Origin of the sequence: Cohnella ginsengisoli, assembly GCF_029525555.1 — a bacterium.
GTDB classification, from domain to species: Bacteria; Bacillota; Bacilli; order Paenibacillales; family Paenibacillaceae; genus Cohnella; species Cohnella ginsengisoli.
Genome location: NZ_JAPDHZ010000002.1, coordinates 37,868 through 58,983, shown reverse-complemented (window position 1 = coordinate 58,983; position 21,116 = coordinate 37,868). Strand labels below are relative to the sequence as shown.

Annotated in this window: 21 protein-coding genes and 2 pseudogenes; 16 read left to right on the top strand and 7 right to left on the bottom strand. The window is 59.4% G+C overall.

Translation table 11 applies throughout. The features are described from left to right. The first annotated feature begins 20 nt into the window (after positions 1 to 20). The 5 genes and pseudogenes from OMP38_RS00320 (at position 21) to OMP38_RS00300 (ending at position 4,946) form a co-directional block, all read left to right on the top strand. Entirely contained in the window at positions 21 to 2,162 is a 2,142-nt protein-coding gene (locus tag OMP38_RS00320) for a HelD family protein (protein ID WP_420869572.1), read from the top strand. A gap of 12 nt (positions 2,163 to 2,174) precedes the next feature. Further along, positions 2,175 to 3,314, top strand: coding sequence for a metallophosphoesterase (locus tag OMP38_RS00315; protein ID WP_277563408.1), 1,140 nt, complete (start codon positions 2,175 to 2,177; stop codon positions 3,312 to 3,314). Positions 3,315 to 3,320: 6 nt separating this feature from the next. Beyond that, positions 3,321 to 3,746, top strand: a complete 426-nt coding sequence (locus OMP38_RS34350; RefSeq protein WP_338130375.1) for a zinc ribbon domain-containing protein — start codon at positions 3,321 to 3,323, stop codon at positions 3,744 to 3,746. Positions 3,747 to 3,881: 135 nt separating this feature from the next. Further along, positions 3,882 to 4,352 carry a hypothetical protein gene (locus OMP38_RS00305; protein WP_277563407.1) on the top strand — a complete coding sequence of 157 codons (471 nt, stop codon included), beginning with the start codon at positions 3,882 to 3,884 and terminating at the stop codon, positions 4,350 to 4,352. Beyond that, a pseudogene (locus OMP38_RS00300) lies at positions 4,349 to 4,946 on the top strand (AAA family ATPase). Before OMP38_RS00305 ends, OMP38_RS00300 begins: the two are co-directional and overlap by 4 nt. A 126-nt stretch (positions 4,947 to 5,072) precedes the next feature. Here OMP38_RS00300 and OMP38_RS00295 read toward each other — a convergent pair. Both OMP38_RS00295 and OMP38_RS34345 read right to left on the bottom strand, forming a co-directional pair. Continuing rightward, the gene (locus OMP38_RS00295; RefSeq protein WP_338130374.1) at positions 5,073 to 5,840 is read right to left on the bottom strand and encodes a substrate-binding domain-containing protein; all 768 of its coding nucleotides are present in this window, start codon (positions 5,838 to 5,840) and stop codon (positions 5,073 to 5,075) included. After that, positions 5,831 to 6,088, bottom strand: coding sequence for a LacI family DNA-binding transcriptional regulator (locus OMP38_RS34345; protein ID WP_338130373.1), 258 nt, complete (start codon positions 6,086 to 6,088; stop codon positions 5,831 to 5,833). Before OMP38_RS34345 ends, OMP38_RS00295 begins: the two co-directional genes overlap by 10 nt. A gap of 136 nt (positions 6,089 to 6,224) precedes the next feature. Here OMP38_RS34345 and OMP38_RS00290 point away from each other — a divergent pair, with 136 nt between their 5' ends. The 5 genes from OMP38_RS00290 (at position 6,225) to OMP38_RS00270 (ending at position 12,272) form a co-directional block, all read left to right on the top strand. Beyond that, a complete protein-coding gene (locus OMP38_RS00290; protein ID WP_277563406.1) occupies positions 6,225 to 8,015 on the top strand; it encodes an L-fucose isomerase in 1,791 nt (596 codons plus the stop codon). Positions 8,016 to 8,117: 102 nt separating this feature from the next. Then, positions 8,118 to 8,777, top strand: a complete 660-nt coding sequence (locus OMP38_RS00285; RefSeq protein ID WP_277563405.1) for a class II aldolase/adducin family protein — start codon at positions 8,118 to 8,120, stop codon at positions 8,775 to 8,777. 15 nt (positions 8,778 to 8,792) lie between these two features. Then, positions 8,793 to 10,316 (top strand): rhamnulokinase, encoded by a 1,524-nt coding sequence (locus tag OMP38_RS00280; RefSeq protein WP_277563404.1) that lies wholly within the window; start codon positions 8,793 to 8,795, stop codon positions 10,314 to 10,316. 272 nt (positions 10,317 to 10,588) lie between these two features. Continuing rightward, entirely contained in the window at positions 10,589 to 10,888 is a 300-nt protein-coding gene (locus tag OMP38_RS00275) for an MCP four helix bundle domain-containing protein (RefSeq protein ID WP_277563403.1), read from the top strand. Beyond that, positions 10,842 to 12,272, top strand: a complete 1,431-nt coding sequence (locus tag OMP38_RS00270) for a methyl-accepting chemotaxis protein (RefSeq protein ID WP_277563402.1) — start codon at positions 10,842 to 10,844, stop codon at positions 12,270 to 12,272. Before OMP38_RS00275 ends, OMP38_RS00270 begins: the two co-directional genes overlap by 47 nt. A gap of 66 nt (positions 12,273 to 12,338) precedes the next feature. Here the strand turns inward: OMP38_RS00270 and OMP38_RS00265 are convergent, their stop codons facing one another. After that, positions 12,339 to 13,460, bottom strand: a complete 1,122-nt coding sequence (locus OMP38_RS00265) for a sensor histidine kinase (protein ID WP_277563401.1) — start codon at positions 13,458 to 13,460, stop codon at positions 12,339 to 12,341. A 93-nt stretch (positions 13,461 to 13,553) separates the two neighbouring features. Next, a complete protein-coding gene (locus OMP38_RS00260) occupies positions 13,554 to 14,225 on the bottom strand; it encodes a response regulator transcription factor (protein WP_277563400.1) in 672 nt (223 codons plus the stop codon). 146 nt (positions 14,226 to 14,371) lie between these two features. Here OMP38_RS00260 and gluQRS point away from each other — a divergent pair, with 146 nt between their 5' ends. From gluQRS to OMP38_RS00230, 6 genes are all read left to right on the top strand, one after another. After that, entirely contained in the window at positions 14,372 to 15,376 is a 1,005-nt protein-coding gene (gene gluQRS / locus OMP38_RS00255; protein WP_277563399.1) for a tRNA glutamyl-Q(34) synthetase GluQRS, read from the top strand. A gap of 21 nt (positions 15,377 to 15,397) precedes the next feature. Next, positions 15,398 to 15,934: a GNAT family N-acetyltransferase gene (locus tag OMP38_RS00250; RefSeq protein ID WP_338130372.1), complete on the top strand. Its 537-nt coding sequence runs from the start codon at positions 15,398 to 15,400 to the stop codon at positions 15,932 to 15,934. 252 nt (positions 15,935 to 16,186) lie between these two features. After that, positions 16,187 to 17,467 (top strand): stalk domain-containing protein, encoded by a 1,281-nt coding sequence (locus OMP38_RS00245; protein WP_277563398.1) that lies wholly within the window; start codon positions 16,187 to 16,189, stop codon positions 17,465 to 17,467. 2 nt (positions 17,468 to 17,469) lie between these two features. Next, positions 17,470 to 18,249 carry a phosphotransferase gene (locus OMP38_RS00240; protein ID WP_277563397.1) on the top strand — a complete coding sequence of 260 codons (780 nt, stop codon included), beginning with the start codon at positions 17,470 to 17,472 and terminating at the stop codon, positions 18,247 to 18,249. Continuing rightward, on the top strand, positions 18,246 to 18,494 hold the full coding sequence (locus OMP38_RS00235) for a hypothetical protein (RefSeq protein WP_277563396.1): 249 nt from the start codon (positions 18,246 to 18,248) through the stop codon (positions 18,492 to 18,494). The genes OMP38_RS00240 and OMP38_RS00235 overlap by 4 nt, the downstream gene beginning before the upstream one ends. A gap of 1 nt (position 18,495) precedes the next feature. After that, positions 18,496 to 18,813 (top strand): MTH1187 family thiamine-binding protein, encoded by a 318-nt coding sequence (locus OMP38_RS00230; protein WP_277563395.1) that lies wholly within the window; start codon positions 18,496 to 18,498, stop codon positions 18,811 to 18,813. 47 nt (positions 18,814 to 18,860) lie between these two features. Here the strand turns inward: OMP38_RS00230 and xerS are convergent. From xerS to OMP38_RS00215, 3 genes and pseudogenes are all read right to left on the bottom strand, one after another. After that, positions 18,861 to 19,951, bottom strand: a pseudogene (gene xerS, locus OMP38_RS00225) (tyrosine recombinase XerS). Between the two features lie 195 nt (positions 19,952 to 20,146). Then, positions 20,147 to 20,503 (bottom strand): sporulation histidine kinase inhibitor Sda, encoded by a 357-nt coding sequence (gene sda, locus OMP38_RS00220; protein ID WP_277565119.1) that lies wholly within the window; start codon positions 20,501 to 20,503, stop codon positions 20,147 to 20,149. A 215-nt stretch (positions 20,504 to 20,718) separates the two neighbouring features. Then, positions 20,719 to 20,910 carry a hypothetical protein gene (locus OMP38_RS00215; RefSeq protein WP_277563394.1) on the bottom strand — a complete coding sequence of 64 codons (192 nt, stop codon included), beginning with the start codon at positions 20,908 to 20,910 and terminating at the stop codon, positions 20,719 to 20,721. Positions 20,911 to 21,116 lie beyond the last annotated feature (206 nt).

Sequence of the window (21,116 nt, the reverse complement as noted above, 5' to 3'; positions counted from 1 at the left end):
GTAATCAATTTGAAGGGGGGATGCGATCCGTGTCGGAAGACCAACGATTCCGTGAAGAAACGGTGAAGCTGAAGCATACGAAGGAAGCGATCAGAGATCAGATCGCGGGCATCGGGCCGCGGTACACCGGCAACGATTATACCGAGCAGACGCTGGACGCCATCCGCCAGGAACGCAAGATCCGGCTCGCGGCGTCCGAAAAGGAGCCGTACTTCGGCAGGCTCGATTTCCGCGAAGAAGGCAAAGGCGAGCCGCTGCCGCTGTACATCGGCAAGTCGGGCGTCGGCGAAGAGAACGGGCACCGCCTGCTCGTCGTAGATTGGCGGGCGCCGGTATCGAGCCTGTTCTACGCATTCTCGGGCGGCGATCCGGAGGTCGCCTATGACTCGCCCGAAGGACCGGTGTCCGGCACCGTCCATCTGAAGCGCAATCTGCTCGTTCGGGAAGGCGACCTGCAGCGCGTCGTCGACAGTTATGCCGAGGGCGGCGAGCAGGGCGGCGCGGCTGGCGACGAATTCTTGCTCCATAAGCTCGGCGAGAGCAAGGACAACAAGCTCCGGGATATCGTATCGACGATCCAGCAGGAGCAGGACGCGATCATCCGTACCGAGAAAAACAAAGCCGTGTTCATCCAGGGCGTGGCGGGAAGCGGAAAGACGACCGTCGCGCTGCACCGCCTCGCCTACCTGCTGTATCGCTATCAGGACCGCGTTCGCGCCGACCGCATGATGATCCTCGCGCCAAGCAAAATGTTCCTGAATTACATCTCCGGCGTCCTGCCGGAGCTTGGGGTCGGGGATATCGGCCAGCAGACGTTCGAGGACTGGGCGCTCGAGCAAATCGGCGAGGACCTGCGGCTGCGGGATCCGGCGGAGGAGCTGGCCCGCTGGTTCGAGGGCGACGCCGCGGGCGGCCGACGCGAAGATGCGCCGGCGAAGCGCAAGGGCAGCCTCGACTTTCTGGCGGATATCGACGAGGCGATCGCGGAGCTCGCGCGGACGCTGGTTCCGGACGAGCCGTTTTCGCCGGACGATAGGCGCATGCTGACGGCGGAGCAGGTTCGCGCCTGGTTCGCGGAGGAAAATCCGCTCGATCCGCTCATGAAGAAGCGGGAACGGGTGCTAAACCGGATCAAGCGCTGGATGGAGATCGAGCTCGGCAAAACCAAGTGGAACGACGCCGAGGTGCGAAAAAAGGCGAACGCCCGCTGGAAGGCGTACGCGGGAAAGCTGCCGCAGCATACGGCTTCCTCTTTTTACAAGGCCGGCGGCTGGCATTCGGATGACGCGGAAGCCGCGGCCGGAGGCAAGAGCGGCTCAGGCGTTTCTTCGAAAGCGAAGGGCAAGGGCAAAAGCAAGGCGTCCGCCGTTTTCGCGAGAGAAGACTTGGCTGCGCTCGTGCATATCCATCTGAAGCTGCTTGGACCGACCTCGCCCGCCTACGACCATATCGTGATCGACGAAGCGCAGGATTATTCGCCCGCGCAGCTGCAAGTGCTCAGGCAGCACCAGCGGATCACCTCGATGACGGTGCTCGGCGACCTGCAGCAAGGCATCCATGACTATGCGGGCATTACGGACTGGGACGAGCTCAAGCGTTTGTTCCCTTCGGCCGAAACCTCGTATTACGAGCTGGACCGGAGCTACCGTTCGACGCTCGAGATCATCGAATTCGCCAACCGGATCCTGAAGGGAATGGGCGGCGGCGTCAAGCCGGCGCGGCCCGTCTTTCGCAGCGGGCAGCCGGTGGAGGTCCGGCGGACCGCGCAGTCGCCGGACTGCGGCGCGATTGCCGCGGTCGTCGAGGAATGGCAAGCGGAGCCGGAGCTGCAGAGCATCGCGGTGCTGGGCCGAACGGCGGCGGCTTGCGCGCGCATTCACGCCGAACTGACGGCTCGCGGCATTCGGGCTTCGCTGCTCGAAGCGAAGCATCAGAATTACGAAGGCGGGGTCACGGTCGCTCCGGTGTACTTGTCCAAGGGCCTCGAATTCGATGCCGTCCTGATCCCTGACGCCGGCGCGACGGACTACAAGGCGGACGACGCCAAGCTCCTCTATGTCGGATGTACGCGCGCGCTGCACAGGCTCAAGCTGCTGTTTGCGGATGCGCCGACGCCGCTCATCGCCGATTCGGACCATGAGACTGGGGAGGCGGGCCGATGAGAAGAGGGGGGCTTGCGGGCTGTCGTTACGTTTACGCTCATTATCGCCGCTTACCTCGGACTGAACTTTTTTATCGGCTGGAACGCGCAGGCATGGCTGAGCAGCTGGCTGCCCGGTTTTCCGGACGGCTTGCTGTGGACCGTGCTCGCCGTGGCCGCGCTCGGTTATTTAATCGGACGTTTTCGATTTCTGCCGAAGCCGGCGGGACGCGGACTCAAAGTGTTCGGCGCTTACTATATCGGGCTGTTCGAGTATGCCGTGCTGCTGCTGCCCCTCGCGGATCTGGCGGCGTGGCTGTGCTACGAGGCGGGAGCGGATTATATCCAGACGGTAGAAGCGACAGGCTTTATCGTCGCCGCGCTTCTAATGCTTTTCTTCGCTTGGGGCACGTGGAACGCCTGGACGCCGATCGTGCGCAAGTACGAGTTCGACGTCGCGAAGGATGCCGGAGGCCGGCAGCGATTGGACATCGTGCTCGTAAGCGACTTGCACTTGGGCAACATCGTCGGCAACCGCCACCTGGACCGTCTGCTTCCGCGGGTGGAGGAGATTAAGCCGGATCTCATCCTGCTGGCAGGCGACGTGCTCGACGACGTGATCGAACCGTTCGTGCGCAACCGCATGGCCGAGCGCCTCGGCCGGCTCTCGGCGCCGCTCGGCGTCTACGCCGTGCTTGGCAATCACGAATATTACGGCGGACATATCGAGGAGTACGTCGGACGCATGGCGGCGCTCGGCATTCCCGTGCTGCGCGACGAGCGCGCGACGCCGGGCGGCATCGTGAACGTCGTCGGGCGCAAGGACAAGACGGCGGAATCGATGGATCCGGACGGCCGCAAGCCGGTGGCGGAGCTGCTCCAAGGTCTCGATTCCACGCTGCCGATCGTGCTGATGGACCATCAGCCTTACGGCTACGCGGCCGCCGCGGAGGCCGGCGTCGACATTCTCGTGTCCGGACATACGCACCGGGGCCAGTTCGCGCCCAACCACTGGATCACGCGCCGTCTGTTCGAGCTGGACTGGGGTTATTTGCGCAAAGGGAGGCTGCACGCCGTCGTTTCGTCCGGCTACGGCACTTGGGGGCCTCCGGTCCGTCTGGCAAGCCGCAGCGAGATCGTGCATTTGTCCGTTACTTTCAGCGGAGGAGCGTGAAAAAAGATGGAATGTCCGTATTGCCAGGCTGAGCTCGAGCGTGCCGTCGGGAGATGCCCGGGCTGCAGACGCAAGCTGTATGAGGTGACCGAAGAGGACTTCGACGATATCGCTGTAAATCCGGACGGCTTGATGGCCGATGAGGCGACTTCGAGGATTGCGGAGGACGAGGAGCCAGCCGACATGCGCGAAGTCGCGGCGATGATCGAGGATCGCTTCGTCTGCGGCAAATGCGGCCATCGCGGCGGCGCAGCCAAAGAAGTCGCGATGACCGGCCCTGGACTTAGCAAGCTGCTTGACATTCAGCATCATCACTATCTTTTCGTGTCCTGCGAACGCTGCGGCTCCGTCGAGATTTTCGATCCGGAGATGCTGCTCGGCCGCAAGCCAGGCGGTCTTGGCACCGTGCTCGATACGCTTTTCGGCAATTGATCGCTGTCCAAGCGTGGGTCGGCGAGTTCACAAATCCCGATTTGAAGGGACTGTTCGCGAGGCCGGTTTTGCTTTAAAATGTGAACCAAGCATCATTTTTCCTCATTGATCCATTCGATCCGAAGGAGCCTGACCATGTCACGTAAGCTTCTGCTGTTGTTCGCGGCGCTCTTGCTGCTCGTTCCGTCCGTTGGCGAAGCGGCCAACTGGGACACGCCGTTTGTCGTGTATTACGACAATTTGTACAAGATTACGAATGAATCCGTACCCGCCGACCGCCTGGGCATGAAGCTGGGCAAGACCTCCGCTTATGCCGAGACCGAAGGCGCTTACAAGGGGAACTTCTCCAACGCGCTGCCGATGGGCACCGTGTTCAAGGGGATCTTGGGCATCGACGTGCAGGATGCGATCGCCATCGATTCGGGCGGCGGCGCGTATGTCAAAGCCGTCTATCAAGAATCTTACGCGGACAGCAAGCTGAACGGCACGAGAGAAGCGCTGGCCCGGCTGGACTGGCTGTGGTCGCTCCTCATCGCCGCGGCCGCGATCGCCGCCTTCGTCATCTGGCGGCGCAGATCGAAGCATACCGCCGGGCAACGCCGGTGATCGTATGGATCAACGGCGCCTTCGGCGCAGGCAAGACGACGGCCGCCTACGAGCTGCACCGCAGGCTTCCGGGCTCATTCGTCTTCGATCCCGAAGAGGCCGGCTTTTACATCCGGGCGAAGCTGCCGAAGCCTCTTCGCGGCGACGACTTCCAGGACTATCCGATGTGGCGGTCGATCAATCGCGATATGCTGGCCTACTTGGCTGCAAAGCACACGGGGCCGATCATCGTGCCGATGACGGTCGTAAACGAGGGCTACTTGGACGAGCTGGTCGGCGCGCTGCGCGGCTCGGGCATCCGGGTCGACCACTACGCGCTGACGGCATCGCGCGAGACATTGCTGCGTCGCCTTCGCAGCCGGTGGGAGAGCGAGCGCTCCTGGGCGGCCAGACAGATCGACCGGTGTCTGGCCAGCTTGTCGAAACCGGCGTTCGAAGTGCACATTCAGACGGATGGCATGCATGCGGATCAGGTCGTCGCCCGCATCGCCGCGCTGTCCGGGCTCGCGCTCGCGCCGGACCCCCCGCGGTCCGATTAAGCGGAGATGGGACCGGTTGCGAACGAAAGCCGGGCATATTAGGTTTGGAAGATAGCAGGCAACGTAGGCAACAGGCGTCGCGGAGATTTCTCCGCGGCGCTTGTTTGCGATGATCTAAAGTTAGATGAGGATACGCTGTGTCATAAAAAAGTCGGGGATGAGCCCGGCAGGAAAGGCGACCTTACAGTTGCCGGACCGAACGCCTCACGATCAGCTCAGCGGGCAGCACGACCTTGCGCCGGCCGGGCGACGGCTCGTCGCGCGATTGGATCCGGTCGAGCAGCATTTGCATGCCCAGATGTCCGAACTGATAGGCCTGCTGGGAGATGACCGTGAGAAAAGGGTCCATCTCGGCGTAGGAGGCCAGCTCGTCGAAGCAGACGAGCGACACGTCTTCGGGCACGCGAAGTCCGCGCGACCGAAGCGATCGCATAAGCTCGACCGCCAGGACGTTATTGCCGGCGACGAAGGCGGTGGGGAGGGGGATCATGCGGTCGAGCCACGCCTCTATGCCCGTCAGGTCGCTGCGAGGTCCGAAGCTCGTCTCCAGCACGAGCGCTTCGTCGTAGGCCAGGTCGTTCAGTTTGAGCGCTTCCCGATAGCCCTCGAGCCGCTCCCGGGCGCTCGAGATCGTGCGCGAGCCGTTGATCAGCGCGATGCGGCGATGGCCGCCTTCGACCAGCTGCTTAACCAGCTGGCGCGCGCCTTCCTTGCTGTCGCCGAGCACGACGTCGCTGTCCATGCCCGGCACCTCGCGGTCGAGCAGCACGAAGGGCACGCGGTGTCGCCTCAGCATTTCCAGATGCGGGAGGGAAGCATCGCCCGCGGGGGCGATCAGCACCCCGTCCGCCCGCGTTTTCAGGACGGCGTCGATATAGTCTTTTTCCTTATCCAGATCCTCGTCCGTATTGCCGAAAAGCAGCCGGTAGCCGTGCTTTTTTAGCCGCATCCTCCGCACCGCGCGCAAGCGTCGTATAAAAAAGGGTTCGTAATGTCGGTGATCATGAGAAACAGCAGCCGCGTCTCCTGCAAAACGAGGCTGCGCGCCATCTGGTTCGGCACGTATCCGAGCTCTTCCATGACGCGTTTGACCTTCGTCCGCGTTATCTCGCTGATTCGCCCGGTGTTATTGATAACTCTAGATACCGTCATCGCCGAGACGCCGGCTTTTTCCGCGATATCGTAGATGGTGACCATGCGCGTCCAATCCTTTCATAAACCCGCCTTATGCTTAATATCTATCTTACAAAAGCAATGGATTGACAGCAAGACGTTTCGTTGTTAATTTAGAGTTATCGATAACATATTAATCGCTTTCAAGGAGGCATCATTGATGACTGACAACGCTTATAGGTACCAAAGCGGTTTTCCCAAGATCGGCATTCGGCCGACGATCGACGGCCGGCGGAAGGGCGTGCGCGAATCGCTCGAAGACCAGACGATGAACATGGCCAAGGCCGTGGCCGAGCTGCTGAGCAGCGCGCTGCGGTACCCGAACGGCGAGCCGGTCGAGTGCGTGATCTCCGATACGTGCATCGGCGGCGTCGCGGAAGCTGCGGCTTCCGCTGACAAATTCGCCAAGGCCGGCGTCGGCGTCTCGCTCACCGTCACGCCTTGCTGGTGCTACGGCACCGAGACGATGGACATGGACCCGACGCTGCCGAAGGCGGTGTGGGGCTTCAACGGCACGGAACGTCCAGGCGCCGTTTATTTGGCCGCCGTGCTGTCCGGTTATGCGCAAAAGGGGCTGCCGGCGTTTGGCATCTACGGCGAGCAGGTGCAGGATTCGGGCGACACGACCGTTCCCGAGGACGTCCAAGAAAAGCTGATCGGCTTCGCCCGCGCGGGTCTTGCGGTCGCGATCATGCGCGGCAAATCGTATTTGTCGATGGGCTCGGTGTCCATGGGTATCGCGGGCTCGATCGTGAACGACGGACTGTTTCAGGAATACCTCGGCATGCGCACGGAGTACGTCGACATGTCCGAGTTCGTGCGTCGCATCGAAGAGGAGATCTATGATCCGGCCGAGTTCGAGAAGGCGCTCGCGTGGGTGAAGGAAAACTGCAAGGAGGGGCCCGACAACAATCCGGAGCGACTGCAGAAGAGCCGCGCGGACAAGGACAAGGATTGGGAGACGGTCGTCAAGATGACGCAGATCGCCCGCGACCTCATGATCGGCAACCCGCGCCTGGCCGAGCTCGGCTTCGGCGAAGAAGCGATGGGCCACAACGCGATCGTTTCCGGCTTCCAGGGACAGCGCGCCTGGACCGACCATTTTCCGAACGGAGACTTCCTGGAGACGATCCTCAACTCTTCGTTCGACTGGAACGGCATCCGCGCGCCTTATATCGTCGCCACCGAGAACGACAGCTTGAACGGCATCCCGATGCTGATGGGCTACCTGCTCACCAATACGGCGCAAATTTTCGCCGACGTACGGACGTACTGGGGCGCCGATTCGGTCGAGAGAGTTACCGGTCACAAATTGACGGGCGCGGCCGCGGGCGGCCTGCTTCATCTCATCAACTCCGGTTCAGCGACGATGGACGGCACCGGCGAACAATCGAGGGACGGCAAGCCGGCGATGAAGCCGTTCTGGGACATCTCCGCCGAAGAAGCGCAAAAATGTCTCGACGCGACGAGCTGGCGGCCGGCGTCCGCGGAATATTTCCGGGGGGGCGGCTATTCGTCGGATTTCCTGACGAAGGGCGGCATGCCGATGACGATGTCCCGATTGAACTATGTCAAGGGCATCGGCCCGACGCTGCAGATCGCAGAGGGCTATTCGGTGGACCTGCCGCCGGAAGTGCACGACGCGCTCGACAAGCGTACGGATCCGACCTGGCCGACGACCTGGTTCGCGCCGATCGTGACGGGCAAGGGCGCATTCCGCACCGTATACGACGTCATGGACAACTGGGGCGCGAACCACGGCTCGATCAGCTACGGCCATATCGGCGCCGACCTGATCACGCTCGCCTCGATGCTTCGCATTCCGGTCAGCATGCACAACGTCGCCGAAGAACGCGTCTTCCGTCCACGCGCGTGGGGCCTGTTCGGCACGGACGGCATCGAAGGCGCAGACTTCAGAGCGTGCGCGAACTTCGGTCCGCTATACAAATAAAAGGCAAATAAAACGAAGCCGTCCGTACCGGGCGGCCTTCGTCCGATTTATCCTTTCGTCCCATCCTGCCCATTCATATTACCCATTGGAGGTCAATCACGCATGAGCGCCACGGAAATTCGCAATGAGCTGTGCAAGTACGCGCGCAAAACGGTATCGAACAAATTGGTCGTCGGACCCGGCGGCAATCTGAGCGCCCGTCACGAGGGCAAGATGTACCTGTCTCCGAGCGGGTTCGCGCTGGACGAAATCGCGCCCGAGCAGTGGGTGGAGGTAGACATCGAGAGCGGCGACATTACCGACATCGGCTTGCGGCCTTCGTCGGAGGTGCTGATGCACTTGTACGCCTACCGGGCCAACCCGTCGATCGGGGCGATCGTGCATACGCATCCGCCGTATTGCATCGCCTTTACGCTGGTCGAACAGGAGTTGCCCGTGATGTTCCCCGACCAGGCCGCACTCGTCGGCACGACGACGTACGTCCCGTACGTGCTGCCCACGACCGATCGCCTGGCCGACGCCGTCGTCGCCAAAGTGAACGACTACAGCACGATTCTGCTCGGCAATCACGGCCTCGTCACGACGGGACGCAATCTTCGCGAAGCTTACTACCGTACCGAGGTCGTCGAGGAGAGCGCAAAGATCTGGCTCATCGCGAGCGCCATCAAGACGCCTAAGGCATTGACGGACGCCGAGTACAAAGAGATCGCGTCGCTGGAGAGCGAGGCGTACCGGATCGAGCTGCTGCAAAAAATGAAATAAGCGGAGGAACGGGTCATGAGCGAGACAACGGCTGCAAGCGGCGCGCCGCGGCACGCGACCGCGCTGGCATTCGATATGGGCGCGAGCTCGGGCCGCGCCTATGTAGGCGAGCTTGCCCGGGAAGCGGACGGCACCCGCAGGCTTAAGGTGGCCGAGATGCACCGCTTCGAAAACGAAGCCGTGCGCGTAGGCATGCATCTGCATTGGGACATCCTGCGTCTGCTGCAGGAGATCAAGCGAGGCATCCGCAAGACGTTCCAGACCGGCTATGCGCCGCGGACGGTCGGCATCGATACGTGGGGCGTCGACTTCGGCCTGATCGACGAAGGCGGCGAGCTCCTGGGCAATCCGTATCATTACCGCGATTCGCAGACGGAGGGGCTCATCGAGGAGCTGAGCGAGCGATTCGGCGCGGACGCGCTGTTCGCGTCGAGCGGGCTTCAGTTCATGCCTTTCAATACGATCTATCAGCTCTATGCGATGAGCCGGGCCGGTTCGGCGAAGCTCGCCGCGGCGAAGACGCTGCTGTTGACGCCGGATTTGCTGACTTATTTGTTAACCGGCGTGCCGGCCTGCGAGTTCACGATGGCGACGACGACGCAACTGTTCGATCCGCGCACGCGCAGCTGGAACGCGGAGCTGATGCGCGAGCTCGGCATTCCCGAGACGATGTTTCTGGACCCCGTCGCGCCCGGCACCCGGATCGGGACGCTGTCGGACGAGGTGTTGGAGGAGCTGCGGATTCCTCCGGTCGAAGCGGTGGCGGTCGGCTCCCACGATACGGCATCCGCCATCGCTGCCGTGCCCGCGGGAGACGAGCCGTTCGCTTATCTCGTTTGCGGCACCTGGTCGCTGCTCGGAACGGAGCTTAACGAGCCGGTTCTGAAGCCGGAGACGCTGGCGCTGTCCTTTTCCAATGAAGGAGGCGTCGGCGGCACGTATCAGCTCCTTAAAAACATCATGGGCTTGTGGATCCTGCAGGAGTGCAAGCGGGAGTGGGACGACAGCGGAATACCCATCGGCTATCCGGAGCTCGTAGGACTCGCTGAAGCGGCCGAGCCGCTGCGGAGCCTGATCGACCCGGACGACGCCCGCTTTTACGGGCCGTCCGATATGACTTCCAAAATCCGCGCTTTCTGCCGGGAGACCGGCCAGCCTGAGCCGCGGGACCAAGGCGAATTTGCCCGATGCATCCTCGAGAGCCTCGCGCTTCGCTACAGGCAGGCGCTCGAACAGGCAGAGTCGCTCACCGGACGAACGTTTGCCGGACTCCACATGGTGGGCGGCGGCATTCAGAACAAGCTGCTCTGCCGGCTCTCGGCCGGCGCCATCGGCCGGCCGGTCTTCGCGGGGCCCGCGGAGGCCAGCGCGATCGGCAACTTGCTGCTGCAATTCGTCGCGCAGGGCGAGATTGCCGGTCTTCCGGAAGCTAGGCGTCTCGTGTCGGATTCATTTCAAGTCGATACATTCGAGCCCGCCGACGGCGAGGCATGGGTAGCGGCGTATACCCGGTTTAAGGCACTCTGTCCCGGCGCTTAAACGAATCGCGCTGCATCTTTTCGCATCTTTCGCAATTCGCCAATGACCGATAAAAAAGGCAAAAACCCGTCCCCATTTCAATGGGGAAAACGGGTTTTTTTGTGCGATTGCAATATGAAAATCGACATTAAACGACATAAATGTTTATTTTTCTTCGTCGATTTATTCAATTTCTACAGAAATTTGTTAAGTTTTTTTTAATTACGCACCGATATGATAATTGTAAATGCACTTTATAAAGAGCCGGACGTGCGGCGGGAGGCAGTCAACCTATGAGATGGACGGTCGGCAAAAAAATGGTGGGGGCGTTTAGCGCCATACTCGTCGCGCTCGTGGCGCTGGGCTTTATCAGCTTGGCCAATATGAGCAAAATGAACGAACAATCGCAGGAGATCGGCAACGATTGGCTAAGCGGCGTAGAAGCGATGAGCAACATCAAAATCGACCTTCAAGAGATCACGAACTTATATTACCAATCGCTGATCGCCACCGACGCAGCGGCCAAAAAAGAAGGCGATCGATCAGATGGCCGCTTTGTTCCCGGAGATCGAAAAAGGCGTAAACGGTTATAAAGGTTCGGTATCGGACGAAGAGGACAAGAAGCTTTACGCGGCGCTGAAGCAGGATTGGGCGCAGTTCAAGACAAGCTATTCGGCATCGGCGCAAAGTTCGGGAGACGCTAACAAGGGGAAATCGGCTTCCGAAGCATTCATTGCGCTCGATCAGGACGTCGACAAGCTGATTGCCTTTAATCACGAGGGTGCGGCGAGCAGCGTGAAGGACAATGACGACTTGTTCCACAGCAGCGCATCGCTCGTCTTCTATCTCGGGATTGCGATTGTTCTGCTCGCGATCGCGCTCTCCTGGCTGTTGATCCGCAACATTACGGTGCCGCTGAAACAGACGACCGATGCGCTGAGCCGAGTGGCCGCGGGCGATCTTCAAATCTCGTTTTTCGAGACGAAACGAAGCGACGAGTTCGGCACGCTGCTCATGAGGCTGAACGATACGGTCGCCAAGCTCCGCGACTCCGTCCGTCGGATGCAGGACAGCGCTTCGGTGCTCGCGACTTCGTCGATCCAGCTTTCCGGCGGCTCCGAGCAGAACAAGGGCGCTTCCGTACAGATCGCGGAGTCCGTATCCTTGATCGCCTCCAATTCGGAAAGTCAGGCGAAGACGGCAGCGGAGTGCGACCGCGTCATGGAAGAGATGGCCGAAGGCGTTGGCAGAATCGCCGAGACGACCTCCGACGTCGCGGAGCTGTCCGCAGGCGCCGCTACTGCGGCTACGACGGGGACGGACCGGATCGTCAACGTGACGGAGCGCATGGCATCGCTCGAACAAACCGTCGGTCTTGCCGGCAAGCAAATCACGAGCCTCGTCGCCAAGTCCCATCAGATCGGCGAGGTCACGGGAATCATTGGCGAGATCGCTTCGCGTACCAACCTGCTCGCGCTTAACGCCGCCATCGAAGCGGCGCGCGCAGGCGAACACGGAGCAGGCTTCGCGGTCGTCGCGGGCGAAGTGCGCAAGCTCGCCACCCAGACCAACGAATCGGTCGGAAACGTGTATGCGCTCATCACCGAGGTGCGCGAGCAAGTCGAATCGATGTCCGCGCTCATGAGCACGAGCATCGCGGAGGTTCAAGCCGGCAGCACGGCGGTGAACGAGGCGGCCGTCGCCTTTAAGCAAATCGCGAGCGCGTCGTACGAAGTGTCCTCCCGCGTGCAGGAAGCGGCAGCCGCCGCCGAACAGCTGGCCGCGAGCTCGGAGGAGGTATCCGCGTCGGTATCCAACATCGGACATATGGCGTCCATGACCGCTTCGATGACGCAGGAAGCGGCTGCATCGGCGGAGGAGCAGCTCGCGTTCAGCGAGGAGCTGTCCTCGTCTTCCAGGACGCTGTCCGGCATCGCGGCAGAGCTCAAGCAAGCCGTGAGCGCGTTCAAGCTATAAGTTATTTGCCAGGGAGAAGCTGCCGTCGCGCAAAAGTGCGACGGCAGCTTTTTGATGTCTTATGCCTTAAGATTGCGATCCGCTTTGGGAGAGCGGAAGCTCGACCGTCACGCGCGTGCCGGCGACGAGCCGGTTACCGATCGACACCTCGCCGTGATGCAGATGCACGATACGCTGAACGATCGAGAGACCGAGGCCGCTGCCGCCGGCCGCCCGGTTGCGCGATTTATCCGCCTTGTAAAACCGTTCGAATAAACGGGGGAGATGCTCGGGCGGCACGCCCGGTCCCGTATCTTCGACATGTACGACCGCGCTGCCGCCGGTTACGGTGAGCGAGAGGCCGAGCGCGCCGCCTTCGGGCGTAAACTTGATCGCGTTGTGCAGCAGGTTCACCCATACCTGGCGCAGCAGTTCTTCATCGGCCTCCAGCTCGCACTCGCAGAGGCGGATGTCAAGCTCCAGCCGTTTGGCCTGCCATTGGGGCTCGGCGGCGAGCACGACCTGTCGCAGCTGCCTGTCCAGCTTGTACGCGCGGGGCTGATAGGGCGGGCGCTTGGACTCGAGCGTCGTGAGCTTGAGGAGGTTGTCGCTGAGGCGGGACAGGCGCTCGCTCTCGGCTTCGATAATGTCCAGGTAATGCTTGCGCTGCGTCTCCGAGAGCCGGTCCGACTTGAGCGCCTGCGCGAAGCCTTTGATCGACGTGAGCGGCGATTGGATCTCATGGGAGACGTTGGCGACGAATTGCTGCCGCATATCTTCGATTTGCCCGAGATCCGCAGCCATCTGCTTGAAGTTTTTGACGACCTCGTAGTATTGACCCGCATACCTCGGATTGACCTCTAGGTTTACGTTGAAGTCGCCTTTGCCCATTCGGGACATCGCGTCGGTCAGCGCGTTCACGAGCTGCATCGCCCTGGCTTCGGGCCTGAATAAATACCGGATGACCACGATCGACAGGCCGAACAGGAAAAAAGTCAGGATCAGCGTCAAATACTCGCGCAGCGTGCCGGGCATCGGCAAGAGACCGCCAAGAGCCCGAAGCAAAAAATGCGCTGCCGTCCAGAGGATGGAGTAGCAGGACAGGAAAACGGAGACGCCGGTCAGAAAATGCAAGGGAGGCGGCAGCCGTTCGAACCATGCCCGCGTCCCGCCGGCCGCAAGCGCTTCGCTTCTGCGCTGTTCGCGCATGCGGGTCTCGAATTCTTTTTTGCAGCTTGCGATATTCCTTATGGCTCTGCGCGAAATTGCGCCATAATCGGAACAACCTCGATCCGCCGATGTTCAAGCGAGCACCTCCAGCCGGTAGCCAAGCCCCCGGATCGTCGTGATCCGGAAGCCGCAATCGTCCGGGAACCGCTCCCGCAGCCGCTTGATATGCACGTCTACCGTGCGCTCGTCGCCTTCATAGTCGAAGCCCCAAATCTGCTCGATGAGCTGGTCGCGGGAGAAGGTCTGACCCGGGTGGCTCGCCAGCTTGAACAGCAGCTCGAACTCCTTGAGCGGCAGCGTGAGCGGCTGTCCGTCCAACTGCAGCTCGAACGTCTGCCGGTTCATGAGCACGCGGCCGATCTGCGTCTGATGGGACACCGCGATCTTGTATCTGCGCATGAGCGCCTTGACGCGGACGACCAGCTCCGCAGGCTCGAACGGTTTCACCATGTAGTCGTCCGTACCGAGCTGAAAGCCCTTGACCTTCTGAGCGGTCTCGCCCATCGCGGTCAGCATGAGTACGGGCAGCTCGTAATGCGTCCGGAGCTCGCGGCACAGCTCCCAGCCGTCCATGTTCGGCATCATGATGTCCAGCACGACCAAATCGAACGGCGATTCGGCCAGCGAGTCCAGCGCTTCTTTGCCGTCCGTCGCTTCCTGAATCTCGAATCCCTCGGCCGCCAGGAAGTGACCGAGCAGCTCGCGGATATGCGGATCATCGTCTACAATAAGAATGCGCGCCATCAGTATCGGCCACCTTTTGAATTCGAATTGGAGGCGTGCGCAGGCTGCGTCGCCTTAGGTATAGAAGGTATTTTGACGCTCGTTTGTGAACTGAATATGAATCCTATTATGCTACAAGATCGCTTTTCGGAGAAAGGGGAAGGGAGATGGCTTCGAACGGTAAGGGAATGCGCGGTAGATTCGCGCCAACGCCGTCGGGCAGACTGCACCTGGGCAATGCGCTGACGGCGCTGCTGGCCTGGCTGCAGATTCGCTCGGCGGGCGGGGAGATCGTCCTTCGGCTGGAGGACCTGGACCGCCAGCGATGCAAGCCCGAGCTCGCGGCGCAACTGCCGGGAGAGCTCCGATGGCTCGGTGTCGACTGGGACGAAGGTCCGGACGTCGGGGGGCCACACGTCCCTTATGAGCAAAGCGAACGGACTGCGTTGTACGAAAGCGTGCTGGACGAGCTTCAGCGGCAGGGACGCTTGTATCCTTGCTATTGCAGCCGCGCCGACCTGCAGGCCGCGGCCAGCGCGCCGCATGGCCTCGACGCCGAAGGGCCGGCGTATCCGGGCACCTGCCGCGAGCTGACCGCCGCAGAGCGCGCGGAGCGGGCGCTGCGCAAGACGCCGTCGCTGCGGTTCGCGATGGATGCGGGCGCTGCATACCGGTTCGAGGACGGCATTGCAGGAGAGACGGCATTCCCGGGAGCGAGCGGCGGCGACTTCGTCGTGCGGCGCGCGGACGGCATCGTGGCGTATCAGCTCGCCGTCGTCGCGGATGATATCGACATGCAGATTACGGACGTGCTCCGCGGCTGGGATCTGCTCGATTCGACGCCCAGGCAGCTGGCGCTTTACGAAGCATTGGGCTGTCCGCCGCCGCGCTTCGCGCATTCGCCGCTGCTGCTCGGCGCGGACGGCAGCCGGCTGTCCAAGCGTCACGGTTCGGTGTCGCTGCAGGAGCTTCGGGAACAGTTCGGCGTGCGTGCGGAGCGGCTTGTCGGATTTTTAGCTTGGCTCGCCGGCTTGCACGATCGCATCGAAGCGGCGAAGCCGGTCGAACTGATCGCAGCCTTCGATCTCTCGAGCGTCCGCAGGCAGACGGTGACGCTCCCGAATAACTGGATTGAACTGCTGACCGGCAAGAAAATAGGGACCGAATTTTAAATAGAAGGAGACATGCTTACGATGCCTCACATTATCGGGAAGCGCGTGCGCCTGCGCGAATATCGCCACGAGGATCTCGTACCGATCCGCCAATGGGTGAACGATGAAGCCATTACGGGTTTTCTGTCGGATATTTTTCTATTTCCTCACGGCCTGGAATCGACGGAGGGTTTTCTCGCCGACATGATGGATCCTCGGCCGGACAGCCGCGGCTTCGTCATCGCGGAGGCGGATACGGAGCTGTATATCGGGCAGATCGGGCTGGATGCGATCGAATGGAAAAACCGTTGCGGACGGATCGGCATCGTGATCGGCGCGCCGGAGCGCTGCGGGCAAGGGTTGGGGACGGAGGCGATGCGTCTGCTGTGCGGGTATGCCTTTAAGGAGTTAAACCTGAATCGGCTGGAACTGGAAGTGTACGACTTCAACGAACGGGCGTACCGCAGTTATTTGAAGTGCGGATTCGTCGAAGAGGGGGAGGCTGCGAGAGAAGCTGTATCGCAACGGTCGATATGCGGACGTGATCCAAATGGGATTATTGAGGTCGGAATGGACTGAATGAAAAGCATTCATAAAATATATTATGTAAACTAATTGCGAAAAATCCTTCTTTATGCACCATTCGTGCTTATGTTCGCATCAAGGGGGCCTTTAAATTAATGACGTTAAATAAGTTAGTATATGCTGCAAGGGGGGGCGATACTAGAAGACCCTCTTTAGGGAATTTTTAGCGGACGGATGCAACTCCTAATCTTCTAAAGCGTCTAATGAAGAGATTCATAGATCGCTTGGTAGAAAAGGAGCTTACCGATGAAATTGCCTAAACCCGTTCAAAAATGGCTGCCGGCCGTCCTGGCGTCGGCTATTTTGCTGCCGCTCGGCGCACAAGACGCAACGGCGGCCGTCGCTGCCCCTGCGGTCACGATCGTGCTCGACGACGTGAAGTTCCCCGTTCCCGTGCCGCCGATCAACAGCAAGGGGACGATCCTGTTGCCTTTCCGCAAAATTGCCGAAGCGCTCGACGTTAACGCGGTATGGTTACCCGCGACCAAATCGGTCGTCGCCAAGGGCAAAGACGCTGGGGGGCAAGCGGTCGAAGTGCATCTGACGCTCGGCCAGAAATCGGCATCTATTAATGGCGTTAAATTTACGTTGAATGCGGCGCCTGTCATGTCTCACGATTCGGTACTCGTGCCGCTTGCATTTTTTAGTCAGGCCTTCGGCGCCAATGTGACATGGGACGGGCCGGCGAAAATAGTACGCGTCGTTTCGCCGCAGCGCGAGATGCGGCTGCTTGGCTTTTATGCTGTCGCGGCTTATAGTCAGCTGGCGCTAACGAAGGATATGAACGACGTTGCTTTCGGTTGGAGCCAGGTCGATTACAATGGCGAGATCACCTTAGTCGACACGACCGGCGACCGATGGTATTGGCCGCAAGCCGCCGGCGACGATACGCCGGAATCGATCGTCGGGCAGGTCAATGCGAACGGCGCCGGCAGCTACCTGGCCGTGCTGGGCAAGGACGGCAAGGGACAGCTCATGAAGATGCTGACGGACAAGACGCTGCGTGACGCTTCGATCGAACGCCTGCATACCCTTGTGAAGGACAATGCGTTCGGCGGCATCATGCTCGACTTCGAAGGGCTCGGCTGGCGTGACGATCCGGCGATGGCCCAATCGGCGCTGAATGCCTACGTCAAGCAGCTCGTCGCAGCCGTCAAGCCGGACGGCATCAAGGTGTCGCTCGCGGTACCTCCGCTGAACGGCGAATACAAAGGATACGATTATGCGGCGCTGGCCAAAATGGCCGACGAGCTTGTCATCATGGCTTACGATTACGGCGACAACAAAAAGCCGCAACCGAACGCGAAAGTCGACGAGGCGATCAGCAAGGCGATCGCGACGGGCGCGCCGAAGTCTAAGCTCTTGTTGGCGATTAATTTGGACGCGGAAAACGAGACGACGGTCGACGACAAGCTCGGCCTCGCGAAGCGCTACGGCCTGGGCGGCGCCGCTTTCTGGAGATTGGGGATTTTCACCGAGGCAGAGAGGACCGCCATTGGCCGTTCGGCGACGAAGATCGGAGGATAGGCATGCCTTTTGAAGCATTATTAAACCGCTATGATCCCGGGAGACGTTGGACCGTATCCGAAGGAGAGAGCGGCTGGAACAACACGACGCGGATCGCGGAGAGCGATCGCGGCGACAAACGCGTGCTTCGCATCTATGAGACGCACAAAGACGCGGAGAAGATCGCTTTCGAGCACGACGTGCTGCTGAAGCTCAGCGAGGCGGCACTGCCGTTCGCCATACCCCGTCCGCTCGCGCTCCCGGACGGCGCTACTTACGCGACGTTGTCAGACAGTACGGGGCGGTATGCGGCATTGTTTACCTATACGGACGGCATTCGTCCGAACGGAATGGATCCCGTCGTCGCAGAATCGATCGGTACTGCCGTCGGACGCTTGTCGCTTGCGCTGCGTGAGCTTATGCCGACGGCCGCTCCCGCCTATTTGCCCTGCTACGAGCTCGAGCGGACGCATCCGTCTTGTCCGGGCAGCGTCATCGCGGCTTTCTGCGAGGCGCCGCCGGCTGCGTTTCACGACTTGCGGGACTCGCTTCTGCGGATCGGCGAGACTATGCGCGCCTTTCAAGCGGCGCTGCAGAAGGTACGCAGCCTGCCGCATCAGCTCGTGCACGGCGATATTAACGATTCCAACTTGCTGGTGAGCATGCATGACCGTACGCAGATCGCGGCCATACTGGACTTTGAGTTTTGCACGACGGAGCTGCGCGCGATGGAGCCGGCGGTTGCGCTGGCCGGATTAATCGGCGAAGCGGGGGGACCTTCGCGCGGCCGCCGCCTTTTTTGAAGGGCTTCGGCGACATCGCTCCCTTGAACGGGGAAGAGATCGATGCATTGCCTTTGCTCATGCGGCTGCGCCGGCTGGATGTATTCGTTCACTTTCTCGGGCGTTATTTGAGCGGAGTGGACGACGCGGCGGTGCTCCGTGAACAGACGATGGAGACGGCAGCCGGGTTAGCCTTGGTGGATCGGCTTGAAGCCGAGATCCGGTCGATGTGCAGAGAGACGAAGACAAAGAATGCGAGCGGATAAAATGGCTATCGCACAAGTGACGATCGTGCCGATCGGCACGGGATCGACGAGCGTGAGCGCATATGTCGCCGAAGTCGAGCGCGTCCTGCGCATGGCGCCTGAGCGGATCAAACACGAGATGACGCCGATGAGCACGATCATCGAAGGCGAGCTCGAGGACGTGCTCGCTGTCGTCAGGCGAATGCACGAGACGCCGTTCAACCATGGCGCCCGGCGCGTGTCGACGTCGATCACGATCGACGACCGCAGGGACAAGCAGGGGACGATGGCGCAAAAAATGGAGGCCGTGGCGGACAAGCTGAGGCAGCAGACGGAATAAAAAAACGGGACGATTCGAGATCGTCCCGTTTTGGCCAAGCGTTTTTTTTAAGATTCCTGGCTGCGGCGCTTGTCGATCGCTTCCTCCATCGTTTTGTCCGTCAGATGAGCGTAAATCTGCGTCGTCTCCGGCGAGGCGTGGCCGAGCTGCTCCTGCGTCTTGTACAGATCGTTCGACAAATAATAGTCGGTCGCGAACGAATGCCGAAGCTTATGGACGGACAGATAAGGCTTGCCGAATCGCTTCGCGTACTTGATCACCATCTCTTGGACCGCTCGCTTGGTCATGCGCGAGCCTTCCTTCTTGCCGTTCGCCAGGGCAAGAAAGAGGGCTTTTTCCCGTTTGGGCGCATGATAGCGAATTTCGCGCTGCTGCAGGTAAGACTCAAGGTTAGACAGAGCGTCTTGACGGAAAAAAACGGGCGTTTTAAACGTATCGTCGTTGCTGCCTTTCCGGTAGACGTAGAGCAGTTTCTTTTTTAAGATCAAGATCGTCCAGGTTCAAATTCACCAGCTCCGATACGCGGAGGCCCGAATTCAAGACGAGGCTCACGATGCAGGCATCGCGCGTATGGTTCAACTCGTGTGCGTATAGGGCCTGCTTGTTGTCAGCCACATCCGCTGCATAGTGCTCGTTGATATAAGCGATAAATTCGGAGATTTCCTCTTCTTGAAGCAGCTTGCCTTCCAGCTTGGCGGCCGTATCCTTCGGTTTGTGCGTTCGCTTGATCGACACCTTGGCCATCACGTTGCGCTTCAGCAGCGGGTAGAAGTCGTCATCCTCCGCGATCTGGCTGAGATAGTGGAATAACGAGCGAAGGGAGGAGAGCTTGCGGGAGATCGTCGTCCGCGTGTTGGCGTGCTCGCGCCGGGTCGACAGCTCCATCCGGAAGCTGTCGATCTCGTCCATCTTCAGCTTTTCCAGCGCTTCGATCGGTATGTCGGACATCTTCTCCGCCGTGGTCAATCCTTCGCGCATCAGCCAGTTAAAAAAACGTTTCATAATCTCTCACGTACTCCAGCAGGGACGAAGGGGAGAGGTCCGGCAGCTTATAGTTAATAAACTTTTCGACGTACCAGGGCATGCTGGGCACGCGCTGATCCAATTGCTCGCGGTCTTTTGCTTTTTGCAGGTTCATAAGGTTTGCGCTCCATGCGGTTGATTTAGGGTTATTATACCAGACGGGCGGGTCACATTGGGCATCGAGGTTTTTATAAAGGCGTCGTAAATTATATTATGTAAACAAAATATGTTTAACTGCAACGAAAGCAGTTAAAAGGGGAGGGGGAGACCAATCAACATTTAACGACAATAAAATATTGAATTCGACAAATTAACGCTCTAAATCCTCGCAAACGAGATCCTTAATGCCTCTCCGAATGATCTCGCAACGCAGCATTTGAACAAATTCCGCATCCAATCCAAGCGATCTAGCCTCGAAGTAACTGCTGGCCAGATGGTCGTCCTGGAGATGCGCCAAAATGAACCTCATTTGGGGAATGACTTTTCCGGAAGGGGTCTTCACGAGTTCAGCCGCTTCCTTGAAGCGGAGCGTTTCCAATTGAACTTCTTCTGCGATATTCAATATTTCATGGCGATTAAGCCGTACCCGAATCATCTGCTCCTGCAGCACGGTCTGAACCGCGAGGGAGACGTACCACGCATCGTCGCTTTCCTTAAGCACCTTCATCGTAATCACCTGCAAACCTCGTTTACTTTTAGTATGAATGGAATAGAAATCTTTTGAATGCTATGCGCTTATATGTTAAAGTTTACCTGTAATTTATTGGTGTTGTCAGTGCAATTTGCGTGCGTGAAGATGCACCCATTTTTGCATAGTCTTGCATTCGGTTTGCAAAATAAAAAAGCGTACAACGTGAATTGTACGCTTCGCTTATTCTTTTTTTAGTACCAACCGGTTTCGGACTGGCTATCATTTGGATTCAGCAATGTTCTACGTAGGATTCGAACTTCTTTGGTTGTTAGTTTAAGTTGGGAGGAATCTGAACTTAATGCAGCTTCACGTTTTTCCTGGCTCATACCTTTAAGAGATTTTACTTTGGAAGCGATTTCTGACGAAGGCACTGTAATAATCAAATTGACTCCTCCTAGTGGATAATATTAACTTTTTCAATATAGCACATTTTGTAGAAAAAGAGGTTGTTTTAATGAAAAATATGACCGTTAAAATTGGTGTTGTGCTCCTATTGACTGTTCAAGTTTGGTTTTGTGTGACTATGTTTAGATATCCTTATTTAGATATAGATATTTCAAATAAAAATGGCGAATGGGTAGTCCAAGCG

What these genes read in the sequence shown, in the direction of transcription:
- OMP38_RS00270 (WP_277563402.1), top strand. Translation starts at nt 10,842, where the DNA reads ATGGCCGCTTTGTTCCCGGAGATCGAAAAAGGCGTAAACGGTTATAAA.
- OMP38_RS00275 (WP_277563403.1), top strand. Translation starts at nt 10,589, where the DNA reads ATGAGATGGACGGTCGGCAAAAAAATGGTGGGGGCGTTTAGCGCCATA.
- OMP38_RS00305 (WP_277563407.1), top strand. Translation starts at nt 3,882, where the DNA reads ATGTCACGTAAGCTTCTGCTGTTGTTCGCGGCGCTCTTGCTGCTCGTT.
- OMP38_RS00250 (WP_338130372.1), top strand. Translation starts at nt 15,398, where the DNA reads ATGCCTCACATTATCGGGAAGCGCGTGCGCCTGCGCGAATATCGCCAC.
- OMP38_RS34345 (WP_338130373.1), bottom strand. Translation starts at nt 6,088, where the DNA reads ATGGTCACCATCTACGATATCGCGGAAAAAGCCGGCGTCTCGGCGATG.
- OMP38_RS00320 (WP_420869572.1), top strand. Translation starts at nt 21, where the DNA reads ATGCGATCCGTGTCGGAAGACCAACGATTCCGTGAAGAAACGGTGAAG.
- OMP38_RS00245 (WP_277563398.1), top strand. Translation starts at nt 16,187, where the DNA reads ATGAAATTGCCTAAACCCGTTCAAAAATGGCTGCCGGCCGTCCTGGCG.
- OMP38_RS00265 (WP_277563401.1), bottom strand. Translation starts at nt 13,460, where the DNA reads ATGCGCGAACAGCGCAGAAGCGAAGCGCTTGCGGCCGGCGGGACGCGG.
- OMP38_RS00260 (WP_277563400.1), bottom strand. Translation starts at nt 14,225, where the DNA reads ATGGCGCGCATTCTTATTGTAGACGATGATCCGCATATCCGCGAGCTG.
- OMP38_RS00285 (WP_277563405.1), top strand. Translation starts at nt 8,118, where the DNA reads ATGAGCGCCACGGAAATTCGCAATGAGCTGTGCAAGTACGCGCGCAAA.
- OMP38_RS00240 (WP_277563397.1), top strand. Translation starts at nt 17,470, where the DNA reads ATGCCTTTTGAAGCATTATTAAACCGCTATGATCCCGGGAGACGTTGG.
- OMP38_RS00290 (WP_277563406.1), top strand. Translation starts at nt 6,225, where the DNA reads ATGACTGACAACGCTTATAGGTACCAAAGCGGTTTTCCCAAGATCGGC.
- OMP38_RS34350 (WP_338130375.1), top strand. Translation starts at nt 3,321, where the DNA reads ATGGAATGTCCGTATTGCCAGGCTGAGCTCGAGCGTGCCGTCGGGAGA.
- sda (WP_277565119.1), bottom strand. Translation starts at nt 20,503, where the DNA reads ATGAAGGTGCTTAAGGAAAGCGACGATGCGTGGTACGTCTCCCTCGCG.
- OMP38_RS00295 (WP_338130374.1), bottom strand. Translation starts at nt 5,840, where the DNA reads ATGCGGCTAAAAAAGCACGGCTACCGGCTGCTTTTCGGCAATACGGAC.
- OMP38_RS00230 (WP_277563395.1), top strand. Translation starts at nt 18,496, where the DNA reads ATGGCTATCGCACAAGTGACGATCGTGCCGATCGGCACGGGATCGACG.
- OMP38_RS00280 (WP_277563404.1), top strand. Translation starts at nt 8,793, where the DNA reads ATGAGCGAGACAACGGCTGCAAGCGGCGCGCCGCGGCACGCGACCGCG.
- gluQRS (WP_277563399.1), top strand. Translation starts at nt 14,372, where the DNA reads ATGGCTTCGAACGGTAAGGGAATGCGCGGTAGATTCGCGCCAACGCCG.